This window comes from Viridibacillus sp. d25.2, assembly GCF_055456015.2.
Genome location: NZ_CM196652.1, coordinates 185,042 through 209,934 on the forward strand (window position 1 = coordinate 185,042; position 24,893 = coordinate 209,934).

Genomic DNA, 24,893 nt, shown 5'->3' on the forward strand with positions numbered 1-24,893 from the left:
ATTTTATTTTAATACATTTAACGGGTTAAGTAACTTTCCATTTTTAGACACTTCAAAATGTAAGTGTATGCCTGTTGAATTACCGGTTGTTCCCATAATCCCTAACTTAGACCCTTGTGCTACTACTTGTCCCACTTCCACATCAATCGATGCCAAATGACCATAAACTGTTTGATACCCGTTATTATGATCAATTGTTACTTTATTCCCATAAGTCCCATCTACACCTGCAAATGTGACTTCACCGTTATCAGCTGCTTTAATCGTAAAACCATCTGGTCTAGCAATATCAAGTCCTCGATGTAGTTCACCCCAACGATAGCCCATTTCACTTGAAATATAACCGCCTTCTGCAGGCCATTCAAAGCTTCCGCTTCCACGTGAAGGTACTTCTTTTGTCCCCTTAATAATCACACGTGTTTCTGGTTCCTTCATAACAGATTGCGTTATTACTTTTTCTAAAGCTGGATTACCATCTATCTCAGTAATCACATGTCTTACTAGCTTCTTACCATCTGAGCCTTTTTGTTTTACTTCCTTCTCACCTGTTAGCATTTTTTTATCTTTTTTAATAATTGTTTTATGATCTATTTTCTCAGATTTTATCGATTCTTTTGTTAGTTCAATATTAATCCTAGGCTCTAACTCTGCTACTTTAATGGAATGTCCAACTGTTAGAGATTTATCATCTGTTAAATTTTTATTGAGTTTTAAGAGCTTAGAAGTTGAAAGTTTATATTTTGCTGCAATACTACTAAGAGTATCGCCATCTTTAATGGTATGTGATTTCTCTTGAAGCTTGCCTTTTGTTAGTAATTTAACAGCTTCCTTTGTAGTTAGCACATTGGAAGGATCTGTGTATTCGGTCATACCCGAAACCGATTGTTTTATAGCAATATCTACAATACGCGTTTCGTTTTTCTTTAATGGCGGTAAAGTTTTATGGGCATTTTCAATAGTATCTAATACTTTTAGCTCTTTAGCTGAAACATACTGTAATTTAAGCTGGCGGAGTGCTGCTTCATATGCATCGATGTCTTTTACATAGGCAGCCACCTTGCCATCGATGAGTAATGCAAATGCTGAAGCTTTAATTGATAAAGCATCGTCAAGCTTTCTTAAAGTATCTTCGTCATTTATATCCTCTTGAAAAACTTGCTCTGATATAACAGATAAATCTGGCGTAGCATTTAGCGAGAGATTTCCGTATTTGATGCTGGCCTTTTTTACCTTGTCTTCGATATGTTTATCTATTAATTTTTCATTGGAAACTGCGCCAATGTATTGATTCTTAATGTATATATGATAAATTTTATGCAACTGATTATCTTGCTTAGCATTTGCGTAATCAGTATTAAATCCCATTATTGACATGAGAAATATTGCGATGGTTGCTGCTTTCATTGCTGTTGATTGGCGGGTTCGTTTAGAAAATATAAAGTTCTCACTACTATTCCGTTTCAAACGCATGATAAGCTCCTTTCGATTTTTTGATTTAAATCAATTATTTTATTTCAAAAGTTATGTCGAAATCAAGCTTCTCTAATTTAACATATTCCATTTTCCAATTGAACTTATTACGCTTGATGTCACTAAAATGTATAATTTACTCCATTTATTTTAAAGTTTTTACAATTCAAGGGTTAAAACAGGTAATTTTTATTTATTATAGACATTTTTTGTAAGCATTATTCACCATACTACTCTCTATTTATACAAAAATCTCATTACTTTTTTGTAATTATTGTTACAATATAATTCTTTTTACTTTTGAATTTTTGAAAATTCCGTTAAAATTAAGATAGAATTAAGGTAGAATTATTAGTTTTAGAGAATGGGGAGATTAGTTTGAATGACTCAAACAGGAGTATGGAAGACATTTTAGCAGAAGCAAAAAAAAATCGTGACAAGAATAGGAAAACCTCTAAAGGTCGTTTACTAAAACGTATTATTATGGTGATAATTGGTGCAATAATAATGGCAGTTGGTTTGGAGCAATTTCTTGTACCTAACAATATTTTAGATGGTGGAATTGTCGGTATATCTATTATTGTTTCCCACCTTTCCGCTCTACCACTAGGATTATTTATTTTCCTCTTGAACATACCCTTCTTTTTCCTAGGTTATAAGCAAATTGGTAAAACTTTTGCCTTATCTACTGCGTTAGGAATTACTACTTTATCTATAGCTACGGTTCTATTACACCCAATTGAACCTTTCACAAAAGATTTACTATTATCAACAGTATTTGGCGGAATTGTTCTTGGTACTGGTGTTGGTATCGTTATCCGTTACGGTGGCTCTCTCGATGGGACAGAAATTATGGCTATTTTATTTAACAAAAATTCTCCGTTCTCCGTCGGCGAAATCATTATGTTTTTCAACTTAGTCATTTTCGCGGTAGCCGGTTTTGTTTTCACATGGGAACAAGCAATGTATTCCGTACTTGCATACTTCATCGCTTACAAAACAATTGATGTAGTGATTCAAGGGCTTGATGAATCGAAATCTGTTTATATTATTAGCGAAGAATATGAGGAAATTGGTCGTGCCATTATGGACCGTCTAGGCCGTGGGGTTACTTACTTAATAGGCGAAGGCGCATATACTGGAGACGGAAAAAAAGTGATATTCACGGTGATTACGCGACTAGAGGAATCTAAACTTACAACGATTGTAGAAGAACTCGATGATCATGCATTCCTCGCAATTGGTAATATCGCAGAAGTCCGCGGTGGACGCTTTAAGAAGAAAGATATTCACTAAATGCAAAAAGGTTAATCCTCTAATGAGAATTAGCCTCTTTTATTTATATTAAAGTATCAATTACTATATTCTTCACAGTTCTGATCTGATCAATACTAATATCTGCTCTTTTTAAATAGTGATGTATATTCCTTATTATATCTCTCTTGTGGTGCTATATTATTAGTCCATATATTCATTACTCCGTAGGAATCGCTATTGTCTAAAGGATATTTTATATTTTGCCCCTATAGTGTTTAGATATGAAGAAAGTATAATGGGTCGCCCAATACAGTAAGACGACAGAAAAAAAGCGGAGGAAAATTTCCTCCGCTTTTTTGATTATTTATTAAATTTTACTTACTCTCCCCAAACGTCAACAAGGACATTTGTTTGATCACGATCTGGACCTACTGAGAATGTAGCAATTTGAATGCCAGCTAATTCACTAACGCGCTCAACATAGCGACGAGCGTTCACTGGTAATTCTTCTAGCGTTCTGCAGCCTGTAATGTCCTCAGCCCAACCTGGTAGTTCTTCATATACCGGTTCACATTGTTCAATAATGTGAAGGTTAGCAGGATATTCTGTGATTGTTTGACCTTTGTATTTATAAGCTGTACAGATTTTAACCGTTTCAAGACCGGATAATACATCAATTGAGTTTAACGATAAATCTGTAATTCCACTTACGCGACGTGAATGACGCACTACTACGCTATCAAACCAACCAACACGACGTGGGCGACCTGTAGTTGTACCATATTCGCGACCAACTTCACGGATTTGGTTCCCAACTTCATCAAATAATTCAGTTGGGAATGGTCCGTCACCAACACGAGATGTATAGGCTTTACAAACACCTATAACACGCATTTCTCTAGATGGTCCAACTCCAGCACCAATTGCCACTCCACCTGCTACTGGGTTAGAAGAAGTTACATATGGGTATGTTCCTTGGTCGACATCAAGCATAACGCCTTGTGCGCCTTCGAATAATACGCGACCACCTTCATCAAGAACATCATTCAAGATTTTTGAAGTATCAGTTACATATTTAGCAATTTCCTGACCATAGCCATAGTATTCCTCAAAAATGTCTTCAAAATTTAACCCTTCTGTTTCATAGAACTTTTCAAAAAGTCGATTTTTAAGAGCTAAGTTTTCACGAAGTTTTTGTTCAAATACTTCACGATCTAATAAGTCCGCCATACGGATACCGATACGCGCTACTTTATCTTGATAGCAAGGTCCGATACCTTTAGCAGTTGTCCCAATCTTGTTGTCTCCACGGCTTTCTTCATCTACAATATCTTGTTTAATATGATAAGGAAGAATAACATGTGCACGGTTCGAGATACGAAGATTTTCAGTGCTTACTCCTCTTTCTTGTAAGCCTTTTAATTCCGTTACAATGGATTTAGGGTTTACAACTAATCCGTTACCGATTACTGAAATCTTATCTTGATAAAAAATACCTGATGGGATTAAGTGCAACTTGTAAGTTTCACCATCAAATTTAATTGTATGTCCTGCATTATCTCCGCCTGCATAACGAGCAATCGCTTCTGCTTTTTTTGATAGGAAGTCGGTAATTTTACCTTTACCTTCATCTCCCCATTGAGTTCCTACTACTACTACTGATGTCATACCAGCACCTCCGTCAGACGCTTTCAAGCATCCTGAATCAAACAACGCTTATTGTATCAACTGAAAAGACAATAGTCAATTAAAAACAAACAAAAACACGAACGCACTATAATGTATAGTAATTAAACGTTCGTGTTCCATATACTCTAATATCCTCCAGCCGGCTCATGTTGCGACCAATCAACACTAACAAATTTGTTATGTTCTTTGACGAAAGCAAGCTTAACCGTATCTGTTGGACCATTACGTTGCTTAGCTACAATAATTTCAATGGTATTAGCATCTTCCGTTTCCTTATCATAGTAATCTTCACGATATAGGAAAGAAACGATATCGGCATCTTGCTCAATACTTCCGGATTCACGTAAATCACTCATCATTGGTCGTTTATCTTGACGTTGTTCAACGCCACGTGACAACTGAGATAAAGCAATAACAGGCACTTCTAATTCACGTGCTAATGCTTTTAGTGAGCGTGAGATTTCGGATACTTCTTGTTGGCGGTTTTCACGCCCGCTACCACTGCCTTGAATAAGCTGCAAATAGTCAATTAAAATCATACCAAGGCCATGTTCTTGTTTTAAACGGCGACATTTTGCACGTATTTCATTAATACGTACTCCTGGGGTATCGTCAATGAAAATGCCAGCCTTAGATAAACTGCCCATTGCCATTGTTAGTTTGCGCCAATCTTCAACATTTAAAGCACCTGTACGTAATACTTGTGCATCAATATTACCTTCCGCACATATCATACGCATAACAAGCTGTTCTGCACCCATTTCAAGTGAAAAGATAGCAACATTTTCAGACGTTTTTGTTCCTACGTTTTGAGCAACATTCAAAGCAAATGCCGTTTTCCCAACTGAAGGTCGTGCAGCTACAATGATTAAATCCCCTCGCTGGAATCCCGCAGTTAGGCGGTCCAAATCACGGAATCCAGTAGGGATACCAGTTACATCACCTTTTCGATGTTGTAACTGCTCAATGTTTTCATATGTTTGGACAAGTACATCCTTCACATGCTTAAAGTCCCCTGCGTTCTTGCGACTTGCCACTTCCATCATTTTACGTTCAGCTTCTGCTAAAAGTGCATCCACTTCATCTTCACGTGTATAACCATCTTCTGCAATTTTCGTTGCTACTCTAATTAAGCGGCGTAATAAAGCCTTCTCTGAAACGATTTGTGCATAATAAGCGACATTGGCTGCTGTTGGTACAGCATTGGCAAGTTCGGTTAAGTAAGAAATACCTCCAATGTCTTCTAGCTCATTATGATTGGAAAGTTCCTCTGTCACTGTAACAACGTCTATTGCTTTACCTTGATCGCTTAGACGCAACATCGTCGAGAAGATTTTAACATGCGCAGATCTATAGAAATCATCTTCAAGAAGAATTTCTGAAGCCGTTATGAGTGATTGTGGTTCAAGAAAGATGGCTCCTATGACAGATTGTTCAGCTTCAAGATTATGAGGCGGAACGCGTTCCAATAATGGATCGTTCATATATGTCTCTCCTTACGCTTCTTCTGTAACATGCACTTTCAGCGTAGCTGTCACTTCATGATGTAGCTTCACTGGTACGTTTGTAAATCCTAGTGCACGAATAGCGTCTGCCAATTCCATTTTACGTTTATCAATTTTGATACCATGTTGTTTATTTAAACCATCTGCAATTTGTTTTGTAGTTACTGCACCAAATAAACGGCCACCTTCACCTGATTTTGCGTTTAGTATAACCGTTAACTCTTCAATTTTTGCTTTTAAATCTTCCGCAGCAGCTAATTCAGCAGCCGCATCTTTTGCAGCTTTTTTCTTTTGCCCATCTAATTGGCTAATTGCTGCCTGATTTGCCTCAACAGCTAGATTATTTTTTAATAAGAAGTTATGTGCATAACCATCAGCTACATTTTTGACTTCACCTTTTTTACCTTTACCTTTAACGTCTTTTAAGAATACTACTCTCATGATTCCGAACTCCCTTCTAATACTACCTCTATTGCTTTTTTTAACATGTTAATAGCTTCATCGATTGTTGTTACACCTATTTGGCATGCAGCGTTCGTTAAGTGGCCACCACCGCCAAGCTCTTCCATTACAAGCTGAACGTTAATTTCACCTAGTGAGCGTGCACTAATACCAATGAGCCCATCATTACGATGAGCAACTACAAATGAAGCTGAGATATCTTTCATTGTTAATAATATATCTGCTGTTTGTGCAAGTAAAACCGAGTTATAAATCTTATCGTTATCTCCACGTGCTATTGCTAGCCCTTGATGTACAAATTCTACTGTTTGAACTATTTTAGAACGTTCAATATACGTATTAATGTCTTCTTTTAGTATACGTTGTACTAAAATGGTATCTGCCCCGTTTGTACGTAAATACGAAGCTGCTTCAAATGTACGGGCCCCTGTGCGTAAAGTGAAACTTTTTGTATCTACAATAATACCTGCTAGAAGTGCTGTTGCTTCTAACATTGTTATTTTATCATTTTTTGGCTGATATTCTAATAATTCTGTGACAAGCTCGGCTGTCGATGACGCATAAGGCTCCATATAGACAAGCATAGGATTTTTTACAAACTCTTCTCCCCGACGATGGTGATCGATTACGACTACCTTTTCAGCCTTATGCATTAATTTCTCTTCAATTGTCATCGATGGTTTATGCGTATCAACAACGACTAACAATGATTTATCGGTAATTTTCGATAATGCTTCCTCAGGGGTGATAAATCGATCATAGAGATCCGACTTTTCCTTGACCACATTCATCAAGCGGATAATACTATTATCAATTTGCTCAAAATCCATTACGACATAACCATCGATTTTATTCATCTGAGCCATCTTACGAACACCAATGGCTGCTCCTATCGCGTCCATATCAGGCATTTTATGCCCCATGACGAAGACTTGATCACTATCTTGTATTAAATCACGTAATGCATGTGAAATAACGCGTGCACGTACTCTAGTACGCTTTTCAACAGGATTTGTTTTACCACCGTAAAATTTCACTTTACCATTAGGTTGTTTGATTGCAACCTGGTCACCACCACGACCTAAAACAAGATCTAAACTAGATTGCGCCAGTTCTCCAAGTTCTATAAGAGATTGCGAACCAGTACCAACACCAATACTTAATGTCAAAGATAAACTTTGTTTTGCTGTAGTTTCACGAATATCATCTAAGATAGAAAATTTCTTTTTCTCAATTTCTTGTAGAATAGATTCGTTTAATATCGCTATAAAACGATCAGTTGATATGCGCTTTATGAAAATACCATATTGCGTGCCCCAATTATTAATAAGCGATGTAATAAGTGAATTTGTCTGGCTACGATTTTGATCATCCATACCTTGTGTAATTTCGTCATAGTTATCGACAAATAGAACGGCTATTACTGAACGATCTTCATAGTATAGCGCCTCAATTTCCACTTGCTCTGTAATATCAAAGAAATATAATAACCTTTCTTCGGGTTTATAAAACGCTCGATACTTACGATCCCTAAGCGTAATATTCATTTCGTTCTTTTCATCGTGTTTGATCAATGTATAGAGATCTTCGGAAAGTGTAAAGATCTCCTCTCCCATTAATGTATCTACATCTAAAATACCTAGCATATACGGATTCGACCATTCGATCAAATATTGAGTATCCATCAATATGATACCAATAGGCATTTCAAGCAGCGCTTCTTCCCCTACTTTTTTCATACGATATGAGAGAGTTTCAATGTGTTTTTCCGTTTCTTCATATGTTGTTTTTTCCGTTTTCCAAGTCGATATTAAAGCCAATACCACTACAACACCATAAGCAATACCAATGAACGGATTCCACATTGTACATGTGATAACGCTTGCTACACTAAGAAGAGACAGAATTAAAAGCGGATATCGAATTGGTCTTTTTCTAAACAAAGTACCCATAAAATTCAGCTCCTTATTTTCTCGGCGTTCCCGTCACTAGCGCACGAATATTAAATCCTAAATCCACAATACCAAGTAGCGTAACAAACGAGTATAAAGGTAACGCCAAAATAGTACTTATTATCGCAATCCATTTAGGCCATTCTTGCTCATGCACATAGTAGTGAATAAACGACATACCCTGTAGTAGTAACAATGTGCTCAGTAAAAATGACAAATTCAAAAATACCATATCCGCGAAAGAACCACTTTCAGGTTTAATAAATAATGTCACTATTAAAACTAGCATATAATACCATAAAACAGATCTAGGCAATTGAAGATCTTTAAATGGTGCAAATTTTGGAACGGTTATTCCAAAGCGTTTTAATAATGGCAAGTTAACTGTAATGATGATAAAAGTGAATATGAATACTGACATCGTAATCATAGTCGGAATTAGCATATTAAATACATCAAACATCTGCACTAACTGTTCATCAGTCATTGCTGGCATACCCGGCATGGTCTTTGCTAATTCATTCGACCTTATATAGTTAGCTTGAATGACATTCATAATAATTTTCAATACATCCAAATTAAAAAACTTAACCAGGATAATATACATACACGCTGTAGATAGTAATACACTAATACCTGTTGTCATAAATAAATAAACTTTGCTTCTCTTCATGTGGAGTGTATCGCCAATTAAAAATCCTACAAGACCAAAAATAATGGCAAGTGGCAAAGCCGTTATACCTGTAACGAGTATTGAGATTCCTATACTAACAACAGCTACTATCATTGAAGCTTTGCGATCATACATTGCACTATACCAAGCAATTGGAAAAGAAATGAACCATACTGTAACTAAAGTTAATATAGGTATATATGAAGTAATCGCTAATAGGGCTGTAAAAAATACGGCCATCATCGCCCCTTGTGTCAGTTGTTGTGTTTTATTTTTAGGCATCTATAACCTTCCTTTTTTCAAAAGACAATGTTCTATTTCATCTTATTATTGTACCATGTTTCATGTTCTTGAACAAAAATGCGCTAGGCTATACTTTCGTAGATAGTGAGGTGTTCAATGGAGAGAATTTATGTAGTGTGTTTAGCTACTAAATATAATATGAAAAGTTCGTAGGAAGTTATTTTTTGTGAAAAGAAAAAAGACCGGTTACCCGGTCTTTTGAAAATTCTTATCTTTCTTCTGTGCTGAATGGAAGTAAGCCCATAATACGAGAAACTTTAATTGAAGCTGTAAGTTTACGTTGGTATTTTGCGCTAGTACCAGTTACACGGCGTGGAAGAATTTTTCCGCGCTCAGAGATGAATTTTTTTAACAAATCTACATCTTTATAGTCGATGTGTTTGATGTTGTTAGAAGTGAAATAGCAAACTTTACGGCGTTTGCGGCCTCCTCTACGTGGTGCCATAGTATTGTCGCCTCCTTAAGTATATTGGTATATATTGCGTGCAATGGATTTTTACTTAGAATGGTAAGTCATCTTCAGAAACTTCGATTGGACCACCATTGTTGTTAGCAAATGGATCTTCATCTACACGCGTATAGTTTTGCTGACTAGGTGATTGATTCTGTTGATAAGATGGTTGTTGCTGATAGCTGTTTTGTTGTGGAGCTTGGCCGTAAGATTGATCACCACCATATGATGGTTGTCCACCGTACTGTTGCTGTCCTTGCGGACGATCTCCTGCAGTACCGCGCGGTTCTAAGAACTGCACACTATCTGCAACAACTTCAGTTGTGTAAACACGTTTACCATCTTGCCCTTCATAACTACCTGTTTGGATACGACCTTCTACGCCCGCTAAGCTTCCTTTTTTCAAGAAATTAGCAGTGTTTTCAGCTTGTTTACGCCAAACGATGCAGTTAATAAAGTCCGCTTGTTTTTCACCTTGTTGGTTAGCAAATGTTCTATTTACAGCAAGTGTAAAACGAGCAACAGCTGCGCCACTTGGTGTATAGCGAAGTTCCGGATCTTTTGTTAGTCTTCCAACTAATACGACTCGGTTAATCATCAGAATACAACCTCCTTTATCTGCGATTTTTATAAATTAAGATTATTTTTCTTCTTCGCGAACTGCAATGTGGCGAATAATGTCTTCACTAATGTTAGCAAGACGAGTGTATTCGTTGATAGCTTTAGCGTCAGCGTTGATTTTCACGATTTGGTAGAAACCTTCACGGAAATCATTGATTTCGTAAGCTAAGCGGCGTTTGCCCCACTCTTTTGATTCGATGACTTCAGCGCCGTTTGAAGTTAAGATTTCGTTGAAGCGTTCTACAAGAGCTTTCTTCGCATCTTCTTCAATGTTTGGGCGAATGATGTACATTAATTCGTACTTTTTCATCTATAAGCACCTCCTTATGGACTTTGGCCCGACTAGTTGCAGTGGGCAAGGAGCAAGTAAATTTATTACTCACATCAGTGAATTGTAGCACATTATTTTGAATATAGCAACCTGCTTCCCTATACATTTCCAACTCTTTTCCATTATACTTAAGAATAGAGGTGATAAATTTGATAGAACATGAGGAGCCTTCAATAATCGAGCTAGATTTAAAGAAAATTGCTTGGCAAAACATTATTATAACGTTTGGCTTAATGATCGGACTCACTCTTCTAAATGGTTGGATTCATCAAGTATTTGAACTAAACTTTTCACTTTTAAGTATTGTGCTATTCATCGTATACTATTTTATTTTAATTGTGTTACATGAAATTTTTCATTTAATTGGCTTTATGATCTTTGGTAAAGTGCCTTTTCGTTCATTAGAATACGGAGTAAATTTAAAAATGGGTGTAGCTTATGCAACAACAAAAGAACCTATTTGTAATAGGGCAATGAAAAAAACACTCCTACTACCTTTTTGGACAACGGGCGTTATTCCAGCGGTTCTTGGTCTCTATTTAAATAGTAGTATGCTCGTTGTGTTAGGTGCATGGTTAATTGCAGGTGCCGTTGGGGACTTTGCTATGTACTTCGCACTTAGAAAATACCCAAATACATATTGGGTAAAAGATGATCCAGAGTTTCCTAGGTTATATTTATATAAAAATAAAACATATTAATATAAAAAAGACAGTGCTGGATACATCCAGCGCTGTCTTTTACTTTTAGATTATACGTTGAAACGGAATAACATAACATCGCCATCTTGTACGATGTATTCTTTACCTTCTTGACGCACTTTACCTGCTTCTTTTGCCGCAGTCATTGAGCCATTTGTCATTAAATCTTCATAAGCAACTGTTTCTGCACGGATAAATCCACGTTCAAAGTCAGAGTGGATAACACCTGCACATTGTGGTGCTTTCATTCCTTTACGGAATGTCCATGCACGTACCTCTTGTACACCTGCTGTAAAGTAAGTTGCTAGTCCAAGAAGATTGTAGGCTGCACGAATTAATTGGTCTAAACCAGATTCTTCGATACCTAGTTCTTCAAGAAACATTGCTTTTTCTTCATCATCAAGCTCTGCAATTTCTTCCTCGATTTTAGCACAAATAACAATTACTTCCGCGCCTTCAGCTTTTGCATATTCGCGTACTTTTTGAACGTATTCATTATCGTCTGCATTTGCCACTTCATCTTCAGAGACGTTTGCTACGTATAGCGTTGGTTTCACAGTTAGTAAGTGGAAGCCTTTAACGATTTTTAACTCTTCTTCAGTGAAGTCAATAGAACGACCAGGTTTTTCTGCTTCAAAAGCTTCTTTTAAGCGAGTTAAGACTGGTGCTTCAGCCATTGCATCTTTATCTTTTTGCTTGGCTAATTTTTCAACACGAGATAGGCGTTTTTCAACTGCTTCTAAGTCTGCAAGAATTAACTCAAGGTTAATAACTTCGATATCTTCGATTGGGTCTACTTTACCTGATACATGTGTGATGTTATCGTCAGCGAAACAACGAACTACTTGTGTAATTGCATCTACTTCACGAATATGTGCTAAGAACTTGTTACCAAGACCTTCACCTTTACTAGCACCTTTTACTATTCCAGCAATATCAGTAAATTCGAAAGCTGTTGGTACAGTTTTCTTCGGTTCTACTAATTCCGTTAATTTTTGTAGACGGTTATCGGGTACCTCAACGATTCCTACGTTTGGATCAATCGTACAGAATGGGTAATTTGCAGATTCTGCTCCCGCTTTTGTAATTGCGTTAAACAATGTAGATTTACCTACGTTCGGTAAACCCACGATGCCAGCTGTTAAAGCCATTCTATTCACAACCTTTCAATTTTTCAAAAACACTATTACATTTACATGACTTGTTAATTATAGTGACTCATCTAGTAAAAGTCTAATTTTGCTCTTCTATTACTGGATTAGCAGCAATTAGTATTTTCTTTAACTTTTTTTCAAATTCTCTTCGTGGAATCATTACGCTGTGTTGACAGCCTTCACACTTTATACGAATATCGGCACCCATGCGGATAACTTTCCATTCATTTGTTCCACATGGATGCTGTTTTTTCATTTCCACAACGTCACCAAGTTCGAACTTTTTTGCTTCCATCATCATTCTCCTTCTTCGTTAAATGTTTGATTATTATCTCTTTCATAAACCATCATTTTCGGATAAGGAATTTCGATACGATTTCGATCGAAAATTTCTTTTACATCACGACGAACCATACGTGATAATGCAAAGTGTTGCATTGGTAATGTTTCCACAGAAATTCGTAAAGTAATCTCTGCTCCCACTACATTTTGAACCCCTAACAAAGTAGGCGGTGCAGTAATTTCTTCATGCTTCTTTGGGAGATCTATTAGATATGCCTCGATTAAGCGCTCAGCCTTTGCGATATCTGAATTGTAAGCAACACTCACATCGATAACAGCAATTGAGTTATTTATAGAATAGTTCACAACATCAGTGATAGATCCATTTGGAACAATATTTATTTCCCCAGCAGCACCTTTAATTTTAGTAGTACGTAATCCAATCTCGAGTACTGTACCTTCTACTGAAGTAATTTTAATATAGTCACCAACACCAAACTGATCCTCAAAAATAATGAAGAATCCAGTGATGACGTCTTTCACTAAACTTTGTGCACCAAATCCGACAGCTAAACCGACGATCCCGGCACCTGCCAATAATCCTGCAATTTTAATCTCCATCGCTGATAATATAGCAAGAATTGCCGAAAAGTACACTACATATGAAATAATACTTTCCAACAATCTCAAAATTGTACGATGACGCCGTTCTGAAGTTGGTTGTAATGGCGATGGTACACTCATGCGGATATCAAAAGCCTTACGAATAGCCTTTTTAGCTACACGCACAACAACCATCGATAATATCGTGATTGCTATAATTTTCATTGTCGCGGTGCCGATACTTTCCCATAACTTCTCACTAGTCACAACTGCCATAAAGTTGTTATACATTTCATCAAATTTCATTTTTGACGCTCCTCTTGCATAAAAAATTCCCGCTATGCGTATAATGCTGAAAAAAAGAAAGAGAGATTCTCGATGCTTATAACTTCGAATCAACCATTTTCACATGTTCTTCATTATAAAGAATCAGGTGCCATTTGGCGGTTAAGCTCTTTCCTTTTAGAGCATATACCATTTCATCACGAAAATCTTGTATTTTGCTGTATTGGAACCGATCGCTCTACCGGAGACTCACTCGGACCCTTAGCTGGCAGTTTTTTAAATCAGTATGTTTCATTTCCTTATGAGATTATAGGGACTTTAGAAAAACCCCTTCACGCACTGAATCTAACAGATACAGTTGATAATTTAACTACCCATGAAATAAAGCCGTTTGTAGTTGCTATTGATGCTTGTCTTGGTTCACAGCAACGTATTGGGGAAATTATCGTTCATGAAGGGCCTTTACTGCCTGGTAAAGCTGTCAAGAAGGAGCTCCCCCCTATTGGTGATATGTCTATTAAAGGCATAGTCAATATTGGAGGATTTATGGAGCATGCTGTTTTACAAAACACTCGCCTTCATGTCACGTATGAAATGAGCCAGCAAATTTCGCGCGCTTTATTTTTGGCGTGGAGTCGTTATTCTTTAAAAAAGGTACATGAACATAACCGCGATGGCCACAACGAGTATTCCCGGAAGTAAGTTGGCCACGCGGATTTTCGTTAGGCCTACTAAATTAAGACCTATTGCAAGAATCATAATACCACCCGTTGCAGTCATTTCTTGGATGAACATCTGTAGTGCTTCATCAGGTATAAACCGACTAATTTGCCCTGCAAAAATAGCAATAATACCTTGATACAAAAATAACGGAATAGCGGATAAAATAACGCCAATTCCCATTGTCGAAGCTAAAATTACGGCTGTAAAACCATCAATAATACCTTTTGTTATTAAAACAGAATGATCATTTCGTAGCCCGCTATCCAATGCACCTATAATAGCCATTGAACCTATAACAAAGATAAGAGTAGCATTAACAAATCCTTGCGAAATATTGCCACCCTTAGCCTTGTTTCCTAATTTTCTCTCAAGAAATTGACCTAAACGGTTTAATTGCTTATCTAAATCAATCCATTCTCCTAGAATTGCACCAAATACAAGGCTAACTATGACGATTATAAAATTCTCGCTTTGTATCCCCATTTGGATGCCTAATACTGCTACAGCCAATCCTATAATACTCATCACTGTCTCTTTTGTATTATCAGGTATTTTCTGTAACAATCTACCAATTAATGTACCTATTACAATTAGAATCGCGTTTATTGCCGTACCTAATAGAACCAAGTTAAATCCTCTCAATCTTCCAGTAATTCTAATATACGTTCTAAATCATCTGCAGAGAAAAATTCGATTTCAATTTTTCCTTTGTTTTTTGACTCCTTAATCGTTACATTCGTACCAAAGTAATCACGTAATTGTGATTCTTTTTCAGCAATGAAAATATCTTTTTTCACTGTCTTCTTTGTTTCACGTGAAACATTGTCATTCATAGATTGTACTAAGGCCTCTAACTGACGAACGTTTAAATGTTGAGTTAACACTTTTTCAGTTACTTGAGATATTAATTTCCTTCTTTTTAATCCAAGTAATGCACGACCGTGTCCCATTGTTATTTTACCTTCTGATAAAAGAGTACGTACATCTTCCGGTAACGCTAACAATCGGATATGATTTGCGATATGTGGGCGACTTTTCCCCAAACGGGATGCTAGCTGTTCCTGTGTTAAATTTAAATTATCCATTAGATTTGTATAAGCTTCTGCTTCTTCTATTGGCGTTAAATCCTCACGCTGTAAGTTTTCAAGAATTGCAAACTCCATCATCTGTTGATCGTCCATCTCTCGGACAACAACTGGAATTTCTGTTAATCCCGCAAGTTTAGAAGCTCTAAACCTTCTTTCACCAACAACAATTTCATAAAAATTTACTCGTTTGCGGGCAATTATTGGCTGTAAAACACCATGTTCTTTAATGGATAATGCCAATTCCTCAATTGCAGACTCATCGAAAATTTTCCGAGGTTGATATGGATTTGCACGTAAATCTGTTAATGCCAAATGCTCTACTGTTTCATTAGTAGACAATGATTCACCTGGGAATAATGCATTAATTCCCTTTCCTAGACCTTTAGCCATTTTTAATCACTTCCCTTGCAAGCTCTAAATAACCCTCTGCCCCACGCGATTTTGCATCATATACAATAATCGGTTCACCATGACTTGGTGCTTCACTTAAACGAACATTACGTGGGATAACCGTTTTAAATACTTTATCTTGAAAGTATTTTTTTACTTCCTCAATCACTTGAAGACCAAGATTCGTACGCGCGTCGAGCATCGTCAATAAAACACCCTCAATTGTTAGTTGATGATTTAAATGCTTTTGCACTAAACGTACAGTTGATAATAGCTGACTTAATCCTTCTAATGCGTAATATTCACATTGTACAGGAATCAAAATCGAATCAGATGCCGTTAATGAATTAATCGTTAATAAACCAAGAGATGGTGGACAGTCAATTACAATGTAATCATAGTCATTTTTTATGTCATCAATTGCATGTTTTAACCGTACTTCCCTTGAAATTGTTGACACTAGTTCTATTTCAGCTCCCGCTAATGCAATTGTAGCAGGTACTATATATAAATTTTCAACCTTTGTTTCTCGAATGACATCTTTAATTGGTTCGTCATCAATTAGCACATCATATATACATTTATGTACTTCACCTTTGTTAACCCCAACTCCACTCGTTGCATTGCCTTGGGGATCTGTATCAATCATTAATACTTTTTTACCTAAATGGGCGAGGCAAGCGCTAAGATTAACTGATGTTGTAGTTTTTCCTACGCCGCCTTTCTGGTTAGCGATTGCAATTGTTCTACCCACATGTGCACCTGCTTTCCAAAATCAATTTTATAAAAATAGGCAATATTAAATCAATTTGAATACCTAATTTTCATTCTATCAAAAAAATGTAAAATAGGCTCATATTATAAAATAAAAATATATAAAAAAACTCTTGTCCCAAATACTAGACAAGAGTTTAAAATAGATGAAATTATGATTTCTTTTTCGGTATTTTCACAGTGATTTGATAAAACTCATCATGTTCTTCTTCTTCCGCTTCTACATTAATACCTGTTTTTGTGACCATCGTAAGTGATTGTCTAATTGTATTTAATGCAATACGAATGTCTTTACTAATTGCTTTACGAGTTGGCTTGTTTTTCTTTGGCTTCTCAGCAGGATTTAAAATTTCGTCAATTCTTTGCTCTAATTGTCGCACATTATAATCATTGTCGATTATTTCTTGTAACAACGCTAACTGCAATTCTTTGTCTTTGACGGGCACTAAAGCACGTGCATGACGTTCTGAAATTTCCCTTTTTAAAATAGCCATTTGAATTTCTTCAGGTAGCTTTAATAAGCGGATTTTATTCGCTATTGTTGACTGACCTTTACCAAGCCTTTGAGCAAGTGCTTCTTGTGTTAAACCATGAAGTTCTAATAATTTTAGGTAAGCTTGTGCTTCTTCAATTGATGTAAGCTCTTCACGTTGTAAGTTTTCGATTAATGCAACTGAAGCCGTTTCTTTATCGTTCATTTCACGAACGATAGCGGGCACTTCTGTCCACTCTAGCATTTTCATTGCTCGATAACGACGCTCACCTGCAATTATTTCGTAATGACCTTCTTCCATTTTTCGAACGACGATTGGTTGAATTACACCGTGTGTACGGATTGTTCGTGCAAGCTCTTCAATCTTCGAATCATCGAAAATTGTACGTGGCTGATAACGATTCGGCTGGATCTCATTAATAAGGAGTTTAACAACCGATTCCGCACTTTCTACCTCATTTTTCGAGTCGTGTTCTACTTTCTCACCACTTCCAAAAAAACGTGAAAAAGTACTTTTCATCCCTTGGCACCACCTTTAACGATATTTCCAAGCATTCTCCATCTAATATCATAGGTAAAAGCCCGTTAGAAGGTGGAGAGAACTATTTATATTTTGACTATCATTGTGCAATAAGTAATACTTCTACATATCATTATAGTTATTTTCGATAAAAAACGTAAGCACCCTTTTATGTTTCACGTGGAACGAACCAGTTATTGGATTGGTGATTTGTTTGGTATACCTGGCTTACGTGGATATTTCTTCGGTGTATTTTTTGTTTTATTGAAAATAAAAATTGAACGTTCACTATCTTCAATTGGTAATAAGAATGAATGGCTATCTACTAATTTAGCACCTAATACTGTTAAAGCTTTTTTAGCATCCTTCATTTCTTCATCACCACTTGCTGCTTTCATCGCAACAAAATGACCGTTTGTTTTCACAAGAGGTATACATAGCTCAGAAAGTACTGATAATCTAGCAACTGCACGTGCTGTTACAAGATCAAATTGTTCTCTATATTTTGGATTTTGTCCAAAATCCTCTGCACGTGAATGAACGAAATCTACTTGGTCTAACTGTAACTGTTCACTTAAATGTGTTAAAAATTGAATACGTTTATTTAATGAATCTACAATTGTTAGCTGTAAATGTGGGAAACAGATCTTAATTGGAATACTTGGGAAACCTGCACCTGCTCCTACATCACATAATGATTGTACTTTATCGAAATCCATATAAAAAGCAGCACTAATAGAATCGTAGAAATGCTTTAAATAAACAGATGGCTTGTCAGTAATTGCAGTTAAGTTCATTTTTTCATTCCATTCAACTAATAGTTCAAAATAAGTATGAAATTGTTTTAACTGTCCCTCTGATAACTCAATTCCTTGTTCCTTTAAAGCTTGCACAAACTGTTCTTCGTTCATGATTTTCCCCTTCCATGTAGTGCCACTATTGGTTTTGTCATATTATTCGTTGCTTGCTAATTTCGCTATTCTACCATGTTCAATATACACTAGTAAAATTGAAATGTCAGCAGGGTTTACACCTGAGATACGCGATGCCTGTGCAACAGATAGTGGTCTTACTTGTTTTAATTTTTGTTTTGCTTCGGTTGCAATTCCTGAAATTGCTTCATAATCAATATTCTCTGGAATTTTTTTATCTTCCATTTTTTTAAGCTTATCTACTTGTTGAAGCGCTTTTTCAATGTAGCCTTCATATTTAACTTGAATTTCGATTTGCTCTTTTTCTTCTGTTGATAGCTCTGTTGGTGATTCAGTTAATGTTGACAGTAATTCATACGTCATTTCTGGTCGTTTTAATAGATCTGCGGCACGAATACCATCTTTTAACTCACTACTACCTAAATCACGTAATAAGCCTTGTGTTTTAGCATCTGGTTTTAAAATTGTATCACGCAGGCGTTTAATCTCATTATCTACTTTTTGACGTTTTGTATCAAATCTATCATAACGCTCTTGGGTAATTAAACCCGCTTCATACGCACGATCAGATAAACGCATATCTGCATTATCATGACGTAGTAATAATCTGTATTCCGCACGGGAAGTTAATAGACGGTATGGTTCGTTTGTTCCTTTTGTTACAAGGTCATCGATTAACACACCTATATATGCATCTGCACGACCTAAAATCATCTCTTCTTTACCAAGTGCTTTAGCAGCAGCATTAATACCAGCCATCAGTCCTTGTCCAGCTGCTTCCTCATAACCTGAAGTACCATTAATTTGACCAGCCGTGTATAAGTTTGCAATGCGTTTAGTTTCTAATGTCGGCCATAATTGAGTTGGTACAATTGCATCGTATTCGATGGCGTAACCTGCTCGCATCATTTCTGCCTTTTCTAGACCTGGCACTGATTCCAACAATTTGCGTTGTACATGTTCTGGTAAACTTGTTGATAGTCCTTGAACATACACTTCACGTGTATCACGGCCTTCTGGTTCTAAGAATAGTTGATGACGAGGTTTATCACTAAAACGAACAACCTTATCTTCAATTGATGGGCAGTAACGTGGACCAGTACCTTTAATCATCCCTGAATACATTGGAGATAAATGAAGATTATCATTAATAATTTCATGTGTTTCTTCACTAGTATAGGTTAACCAACATGGTAGTTGATCTGTGATATATTCAGTCGTTTCATAGCTAAACGCTCGAGGCTCTGTATCACCAGGTTGAATTTCAGTTTTACTGTAATCAATTGTCTTACTATTAACACGTGGTGGTGTACCTGTTTTAAAGCGCACTAATTCAAAACCAAGTTCTTTTAGATTATCCGCTAATTTAATAGAGGGCTGTTGATTATTTGGACCACTTGAATATTTCAAATCGCCAATAATGATTTCACCACGTAGGAATGTACCTGTTGTAACAATAACTGTTTTTGCATGATAAACAGCACCGACTTGAGTTACAATACCTGTTACTTCACCATTTTCAACAATTAATTCATCTACCATTGCTTGGTGGATTGTAAGATTGTCTTCATCTTCTAATAATTTTTTCATTTCTCTTTGGTAAAGCACTTTATCTGCTTGTGCACGTAAAGCACGTACTGCAGGGCCCTTACCTGTATTTAACATACGCATTTGGATATGTGTTTTGTCGATAATTTTACTCATCGCACCGCCTAATGCGTCAATTTCTCGTACAACAATTCCTTTAGCTGGACCACCTACTGATGGGTTACATGGCATAAAGGCAATCATATCAAGATTGATTGTTAACATAAGTGTTTTTGCACCCATTCTTGATGCAGCATAGGCAGATTCTACTCCTGCATGACCTGCTCCAATTACAATCACATCGAACGTGCCTGCTTCAAATTTTGTTGGCATGCTCGTTACTTCCTTTCTATATTTAAGTTTATTTCCCTAAACAAAATTGCGAAAATAGCTGATTGATTAAACTCTCTTGCACGGTATCTCCAATAATTTCACCAAGAATTTCCCACGTTCTAGTAACATCGATTTGAATCATATCAACAGGTATGTCTACATGAGCTGCTTCAATGGCATCCTTAATCGTTGAATGTGCTTGGTGTAATAAAGCGATATGGCGTGCATTTGATACATATGTCATATCTCCAGCTTCTAATGAACCTTCAAAGAATAATGCCGCAATTGCTTCCTCAAGCTCCGTGACACCTTCTTCTTTAAGTAAAGATGTTGTCACCACTTTACGATTTCCTGCTAACGCTTGTACACGAGCTAAATCGATTTGTTGTGACAAATCTGTTTTATTAACAACGACTATATAGTCCATATTTTGAATCGTTTCGAAAAGACGCTCATCTTCGTCGGTAAGCTCATCTCCATAGTTTACAACAAGAAGGATTAAATCTGCTTCTTTCAAAACTTGTCGAGAACGTTCTACACCAATGCGCTCAACAATGTCCTCTGTTTCGCGAATACCTGCAGTATCAACCAAACGTAATGGAACACCTCGTACATTTACGTACTCTTCTATAATATCACGCGTTGTACCAGCAACGTCTGTAACGATTGCTTTATTTTCTTGTACAAGGCTATTTAATAGCGACGATTTGCCGACATTCGGACGACCTAGTATAACAGTTGAAAGGCCCTCACGCAAAATTTTACCCTGAGAAGATGTTTGTAAAAGTTTTTCGATTTCTTTCATTACCCATGTAGATTTTTCGAGCATAAGCGGAATCGTCATCTCTTCTACATCGTCATATTCTGGATAATCTATGTTCACTTCTACTTGCGCTAAAGTTTCTAATAAAGCTTGTCTAAGCTCACCAATTAATCGTGATAATTTCCCGTCCATTTGACCAAGTGCTACATTCATTGCACGGTCTGTTTTTGCACGAATTAAATCCATAACAGCTTCTGCTTGTGATAAATCAATTCGACCATTTAAGAAGGCTCTCTTTGTAAATTCACCAGGCTCTGCTAATCGTGCACCATTTTTCAATACTAACTGCAATACTCGATTCACCGAAACTATTCCACCGTGACAGTTGATTTCTACTACATCTTCACGTGTAAATGTTTTTGGCCCTTTCATCATCGATAGCATAACTTCCTCTACTACCTCACCTGATACCGGCTCCTTTAAATGTCCATAATGAATCGTATGTGACGGCTGTGTGGATAACTTTTTCCGGCTCGGCGCATGAAACACACGATCCGCAATAGCAACAGCATCATCCCCACTCAAACGGACAATGGCAATTGCTCCCTCACCCATTGGCGTTGAGATAGCTGCAATTGTATCGAACTCCATAGATAATACCTCCTAAAAAATTAAAAATTATCCACATGTGGATAACCTAAAACGAACTGACTCTCTAACATACAATAATAGCATAAAAGCTCGAAAAGTAGAATTGTGGACAACTTATTTTAAATGCTGAAGGCGCTCGTTCAGCTGCGACAAGCGTTGGAGTTTTCGATTCAAAATCATCCTTTCAGATTTTGACCGAGAAGACAGAAACGACCTCGAGCAGCTAGCGCCTGAAGCTGAATAGCTCACTTTAATGCTGAAGCGGCCTGTTTAATCCCGACAAGCACTGCAATCTTCGAATCGAAAGTATCTTTTCAACTTTCGTCCGAGAAGATGGAAGTGACCTCGAGGGATTGGCCGCTGAAGCTGGATAGCTCACTTTAATGCTGAAGGCGCTTGTTCAGCTGCGACAAGCGTTGGAGTTTTCGATTCAAAATCATCCTTTCAGATTTTGACCGAGAAGACAGAAACGACCTCGAGCAGCTAGCGCCTGAAGCTGAATAGCTCACTTTAATGCTGAAGCGGCCTGTTTAATCCCGACAAGCACTGCAATCTTCGAATCGAAAGTATCTTTTCAACTTTCGTCCGAGAAGATGGAAGTGACCTCGAGGGATTGGCCGCTGAAGCTGGATAACTCACTTTAATGCTAAAAACGCTCATTTAGAGGAAGGTAACATAAGTGCATGGCAACCCATCGCAACGATTATTTGACCCACTTCCTGTGGGCCTCCGACAATTTTACATTTATAAACTCAATATCTAACAAAAATAGATATATGCCACCTTACTAAAATTATCCATTAAAACAATCAAAAGCCCATCTCATTTAAAATGAGATGGGCTTTAACAGAATTTTTCACTTATCGAATCGGTTCTATAACTAAATAGCGTTTAGTATCCGATCCAACGGAATACGTTTCGATATCAACTCGACTGGCAAGAATATGATGGATAATTTTTCGCTCATTCGAAGGCATTGGCTCTAACTCAATCTTCTTTCCTGTATAAACGGCCTTATCTGCCATACGATTTGCTAGCTGCTCCAATGATTCTTGACGACGCTTGCGATAGTTTTCTACGTCCAATTTTACTAAGACGAATCGTTTTGCGTATTGGTGCACAACTAATTGTGTCAATTCTTGAAGGGAGTTTAGTGTTTGACCGCGCTTACCTATTAGTAATGCAGCCTTATTGCTCTCTAAACTAATATTAATGATTTTACCCTTTTCATGAACATCAATAGTTAAGTCATTGATATCTAACTGCTTTGCAATATCTGTTAAATAAGTGACTGCATGCTCAATAGCTACTGTATTATCGTTATGCTTCTCATCTACTAATTCATTTTCATCAACTATCAACGTTGATGGTTCATGTAAGTCTTCAGTTGTTGATTCTTTTATATTGCCTACTTCACTTTGTAAAATAACAGCTACAGCTTCTGCAGATTCTATTTCACTCGGTTCTACTATTGCCTGTTGCACAGATTCTTTTTCTTGATCAGACTTCCCAAGTTGTTTTTCAGTTACACGTACATTTGCTTTACGTGAACCAAAACCTAGAAAACCCTTTTTACCTTCTTGAAGTATTTCAATATCTACTTGCTCGCGGGTAAGGTCAAGCTCTTTTAACGCTATAGAGATCGCTTCTTCTACGTTTGCTCCCATTTGCGTGATCTGTTTCACTTTTTGGCCCCTCCTGTTTTTGCAGGTTTTGTTGTTTTGTTCCAAGGCTTATACATAACAAGGTTTTGTATGAATGTAATAACATTACCGATTACCCAATAAAGTGATAAAGCGGCTGGTAAATAGCTACCTAAACCAATAATCATAAATGGCATGATGTACATCATAATTCGCATTTGAGGATTATTCATTGCTGGACCAGTCCGTAGAACAATAAACTGCATGATACCTGCTAGAACAGCTAGTACAATACTCGGTTCAGCTAGTGGGAACATGAAAAAGTCGCCCAAGTTAATTTCTGGCGTTGAATTCATACGACTAATTGCATGATAGAAACCAATTAGAATCGGCATTTGAATCAGCACCGGCAAACATCCAGCAGCTGGATTAGCACCAGACTCACTCATTACTTTCATCATTTCTTCTTGATACTTTTTCTGCGTTACTGCATCTTTAGAGCTGTATTTCTCTTTTAATTTCGCCAATTTAGGCTGTAATTCTTGCATTTTCTTCGCACTTTTTGTCTGTTTAATCATTAACGGCAAAATAGCTAAACGAATAATGATCGTTACACAAACTATCCCCCACGCATACGTACCAAGTATTCCTTTAAATAGTGTTATGAAAGATACGAATGGCCAAACGATATATTTGCTCCAAAAGCCTTCAGTGTCACTATAAATTGGTTGGTTATACTCTGTACACCCAGTTAATAATAATGTTAATGAAGTAAGCGCGAGAATGATCCAAAGTTTCTTCTTCAATCTTCATCCCCCTAAAATAACTTTCATTTTCTATCAGCTATTTTATCATGCACTTTCTATTACTCTCTACTACTTCTTTTTAAAACTTTCGCAATTTTTAAAACATGCTGTAAACTCTTTTTCGTTTCATGAAAATCTATAGTGGCCGCCGGATGTCTGGCGATGATCACGTATTCCATATCATTTCTCAAATCATCTTGTAATTCGAAAAAACTTTGACGGATATAACGTTTGATTTGATTTCTAGTGACTGCCTTACCTATTTTCTTATTGATGGATAGCCCAATACGAAATTCTTCTTGTCCCTCTTTTGGTAAACAGTAGACAACAAACTGACGATTCGCAAATGACTTACCTTTACGAAATACTTTTTGAAAATCTTCATTCTTTTTAATTCTGCGGCGTTTTTTCATCTCTGCACCTGCTTATTCATTGTTCTTTCTTCTTTATA

25 protein-coding genes are annotated in these 24,893 nt (G+C 36.8%); 3 read left to right on the forward strand and 22 right to left on the reverse strand.

The window, feature by feature from the left end; all coding sequences use genetic code 11:
• Window positions 1-3 precede the first annotated feature (3 nt).
• The gene (locus ACZLO7_RS00930) at window positions 4-1,470 is read right to left on the reverse strand and encodes a M23 family metallopeptidase (RefSeq protein WP_464939714.1); all 1,467 of its coding nucleotides are present in this window, start codon (window positions 1,468-1,470) and stop codon (window positions 4-6) included.
• 483 nt (window positions 1,471-1,953) lie between these two features.
• Between ACZLO7_RS00930 and ACZLO7_RS00935 the strand changes: the two genes are divergently transcribed.
• Window positions 1,954-2,766, forward strand: coding sequence for a YitT family protein (locus tag ACZLO7_RS00935; RefSeq protein WP_464939745.1), 813 nt, complete (start codon window positions 1,954-1,956; stop codon window positions 2,764-2,766).
• Between the two features lie 339 nt (window positions 2,767-3,105).
• Here ACZLO7_RS00935 and ACZLO7_RS00940 read toward each other — a convergent pair whose 3' ends face one another.
• The 8 genes from ACZLO7_RS00940 to rpsF form a co-directional block, all read right to left on the reverse strand.
• The gene (locus ACZLO7_RS00940) at window positions 3,106-4,395 is read right to left on the reverse strand and encodes an adenylosuccinate synthase (protein WP_427734276.1); all 1,290 of its coding nucleotides are present in this window, start codon (window positions 4,393-4,395) and stop codon (window positions 3,106-3,108) included.
• A gap of 146 nt (window positions 4,396-4,541) precedes the next feature.
• Complete coding sequence (dnaB, locus tag ACZLO7_RS00945) at window positions 4,542-5,900, reverse strand: replicative DNA helicase (protein WP_427751658.1); 1,359 nt, start codon at window positions 5,898-5,900, stop codon at window positions 4,542-4,544.
• Window positions 5,901-5,912: 12 nt separating this feature from the next.
• Window positions 5,913-6,362: a 50S ribosomal protein L9 gene (gene rplI, locus ACZLO7_RS00950; protein WP_464939713.1), complete on the reverse strand. Its 450-nt coding sequence runs from the start codon at window positions 6,360-6,362 to the stop codon at window positions 5,913-5,915.
• On the reverse strand, window positions 6,359-8,335 hold the full coding sequence (locus tag ACZLO7_RS00955; RefSeq protein WP_464939712.1) for a DHH family phosphoesterase: 1,977 nt from the start codon (window positions 8,333-8,335) through the stop codon (window positions 6,359-6,361). The genes rplI and ACZLO7_RS00955 overlap by 4 nt, the downstream gene beginning before the upstream one ends.
• 13 nt (window positions 8,336-8,348) lie before the next feature.
• Window positions 8,349-9,290 carry a YybS family protein gene (locus ACZLO7_RS00960; RefSeq protein WP_464939711.1) on the reverse strand — a complete coding sequence of 314 codons (942 nt, stop codon included), beginning with the start codon at window positions 9,288-9,290 and terminating at the stop codon, window positions 8,349-8,351.
• Window positions 9,291-9,519: 229 nt separating this feature from the next.
• Window positions 9,520-9,756, reverse strand: a complete 237-nt coding sequence (rpsR, locus tag ACZLO7_RS00965; protein ID WP_038178800.1) for a 30S ribosomal protein S18 — start codon at window positions 9,754-9,756, stop codon at window positions 9,520-9,522.
• A gap of 55 nt (window positions 9,757-9,811) precedes the next feature.
• Window positions 9,812-10,360 (reverse strand): single-stranded DNA-binding protein, encoded by a 549-nt coding sequence (gene ssb, locus ACZLO7_RS00970; protein WP_464939710.1) that lies wholly within the window; start codon window positions 10,358-10,360, stop codon window positions 9,812-9,814.
• 42 nt (window positions 10,361-10,402) lie between these two features.
• Complete coding sequence (gene rpsF / locus ACZLO7_RS00975) at window positions 10,403-10,693, reverse strand: 30S ribosomal protein S6 (protein WP_038178796.1); 291 nt, start codon at window positions 10,691-10,693, stop codon at window positions 10,403-10,405.
• A 170-nt stretch (window positions 10,694-10,863) separates the two neighbouring features.
• On the opposite strand from rpsF, the gene ACZLO7_RS00980 reads away from it, so the two are divergent.
• Window positions 10,864-11,415 (forward strand): DUF3267 domain-containing protein, encoded by a 552-nt coding sequence (locus tag ACZLO7_RS00980; protein ID WP_464939709.1) that lies wholly within the window; start codon window positions 10,864-10,866, stop codon window positions 11,413-11,415.
• A 50-nt stretch (window positions 11,416-11,465) separates the two neighbouring features.
• On the opposite strand, the gene ychF is transcribed toward ACZLO7_RS00980, so the two are convergent.
• The 3 genes from ychF to ACZLO7_RS00995 all read right to left on the reverse strand — a co-directional run bounded on the left by ychF (window position 11,466) and on the right by ACZLO7_RS00995 (window position 13,760).
• The gene (gene ychF / locus ACZLO7_RS00985; RefSeq protein ID WP_464939708.1) at window positions 11,466-12,566 is read right to left on the reverse strand and encodes a redox-regulated ATPase YchF; all 1,101 of its coding nucleotides are present in this window, start codon (window positions 12,564-12,566) and stop codon (window positions 11,466-11,468) included.
• A gap of 82 nt (window positions 12,567-12,648) precedes the next feature.
• Entirely contained in the window at window positions 12,649-12,864 is a 216-nt protein-coding gene (locus ACZLO7_RS00990) for a DUF951 domain-containing protein (RefSeq protein WP_464939707.1), read from the reverse strand.
• 2 nt (window positions 12,865-12,866) lie between these two features.
• Complete coding sequence (locus ACZLO7_RS00995; protein ID WP_464939706.1) at window positions 12,867-13,760, reverse strand: mechanosensitive ion channel family protein; 894 nt, start codon at window positions 13,758-13,760, stop codon at window positions 12,867-12,869.
• 72 nt (window positions 13,761-13,832) lie between these two features.
• On the opposite strand from ACZLO7_RS00995, the gene yyaC reads away from it, so the two are divergent.
• Window positions 13,833-14,441 carry a spore protease YyaC gene (yyaC, locus tag ACZLO7_RS01000; RefSeq protein ID WP_427751674.1) on the forward strand — a complete coding sequence of 203 codons (609 nt, stop codon included), beginning with the start codon at window positions 13,833-13,835 and terminating at the stop codon, window positions 14,439-14,441.
• Here yyaC and ACZLO7_RS01005 read toward each other — a convergent pair.
• The 10 genes from ACZLO7_RS01005 to rnpA form a co-directional block, all read right to left on the reverse strand.
• Window positions 14,385-15,089 (reverse strand): DUF554 domain-containing protein, encoded by a 705-nt coding sequence (locus tag ACZLO7_RS01005; RefSeq protein ID WP_464939705.1) that lies wholly within the window; start codon window positions 15,087-15,089, stop codon window positions 14,385-14,387. The genes yyaC and ACZLO7_RS01005 overlap by 57 nt on opposite strands.
• Window positions 15,090-15,100: 11 nt before the next feature.
• Complete coding sequence (locus ACZLO7_RS01010; RefSeq protein WP_427751678.1) at window positions 15,101-15,940, reverse strand: ParB/RepB/Spo0J family partition protein; 840 nt, start codon at window positions 15,938-15,940, stop codon at window positions 15,101-15,103.
• A complete protein-coding gene (locus ACZLO7_RS01015) occupies window positions 15,933-16,694 on the reverse strand; it encodes a ParA family protein (RefSeq protein ID WP_464939704.1) in 762 nt (253 codons plus the stop codon). Before ACZLO7_RS01015 ends, ACZLO7_RS01010 begins: the two co-directional genes overlap by 8 nt.
• Window positions 16,695-16,866: 172 nt before the next feature.
• Complete coding sequence (noc, locus tag ACZLO7_RS01020) at window positions 16,867-17,727, reverse strand: nucleoid occlusion protein (protein ID WP_464939703.1); 861 nt, start codon at window positions 17,725-17,727, stop codon at window positions 16,867-16,869.
• A gap of 194 nt (window positions 17,728-17,921) precedes the next feature.
• Complete coding sequence (gene rsmG, locus ACZLO7_RS01025; protein WP_464939702.1) at window positions 17,922-18,638, reverse strand: 16S rRNA (guanine(527)-N(7))-methyltransferase RsmG; 717 nt, start codon at window positions 18,636-18,638, stop codon at window positions 17,922-17,924.
• A 42-nt stretch (window positions 18,639-18,680) separates the two neighbouring features.
• Window positions 18,681-20,579 carry a tRNA uridine-5-carboxymethylaminomethyl(34) synthesis enzyme MnmG gene (mnmG, locus tag ACZLO7_RS01030; RefSeq protein WP_464939701.1) on the reverse strand — a complete coding sequence of 633 codons (1,899 nt, stop codon included), beginning with the start codon at window positions 20,577-20,579 and terminating at the stop codon, window positions 18,681-18,683.
• A 28-nt stretch (window positions 20,580-20,607) separates the two neighbouring features.
• The gene (gene mnmE, locus ACZLO7_RS01035; protein WP_464939700.1) at window positions 20,608-21,993 is read right to left on the reverse strand and encodes a tRNA uridine-5-carboxymethylaminomethyl(34) synthesis GTPase MnmE; all 1,386 of its coding nucleotides are present in this window, start codon (window positions 21,991-21,993) and stop codon (window positions 20,608-20,610) included.
• 860 nt (window positions 21,994-22,853) lie between these two features.
• The gene (gene jag, locus ACZLO7_RS01040; protein WP_464939699.1) at window positions 22,854-23,678 is read right to left on the reverse strand and encodes an RNA-binding cell elongation regulator Jag/EloR; all 825 of its coding nucleotides are present in this window, start codon (window positions 23,676-23,678) and stop codon (window positions 22,854-22,856) included.
• Entirely contained in the window at window positions 23,675-24,442 is a 768-nt protein-coding gene (gene yidC, locus ACZLO7_RS01045) for a membrane protein insertase YidC (protein WP_464939698.1), read from the reverse strand. Before yidC ends, jag begins: the two co-directional genes overlap by 4 nt.
• A 59-nt stretch (window positions 24,443-24,501) precedes the next feature.
• Window positions 24,502-24,855, reverse strand: coding sequence for a ribonuclease P protein component (gene rnpA / locus ACZLO7_RS01050; RefSeq protein ID WP_038178762.1), 354 nt, complete (start codon window positions 24,853-24,855; stop codon window positions 24,502-24,504).
• Window positions 24,856-24,893 lie beyond the last annotated feature (38 nt).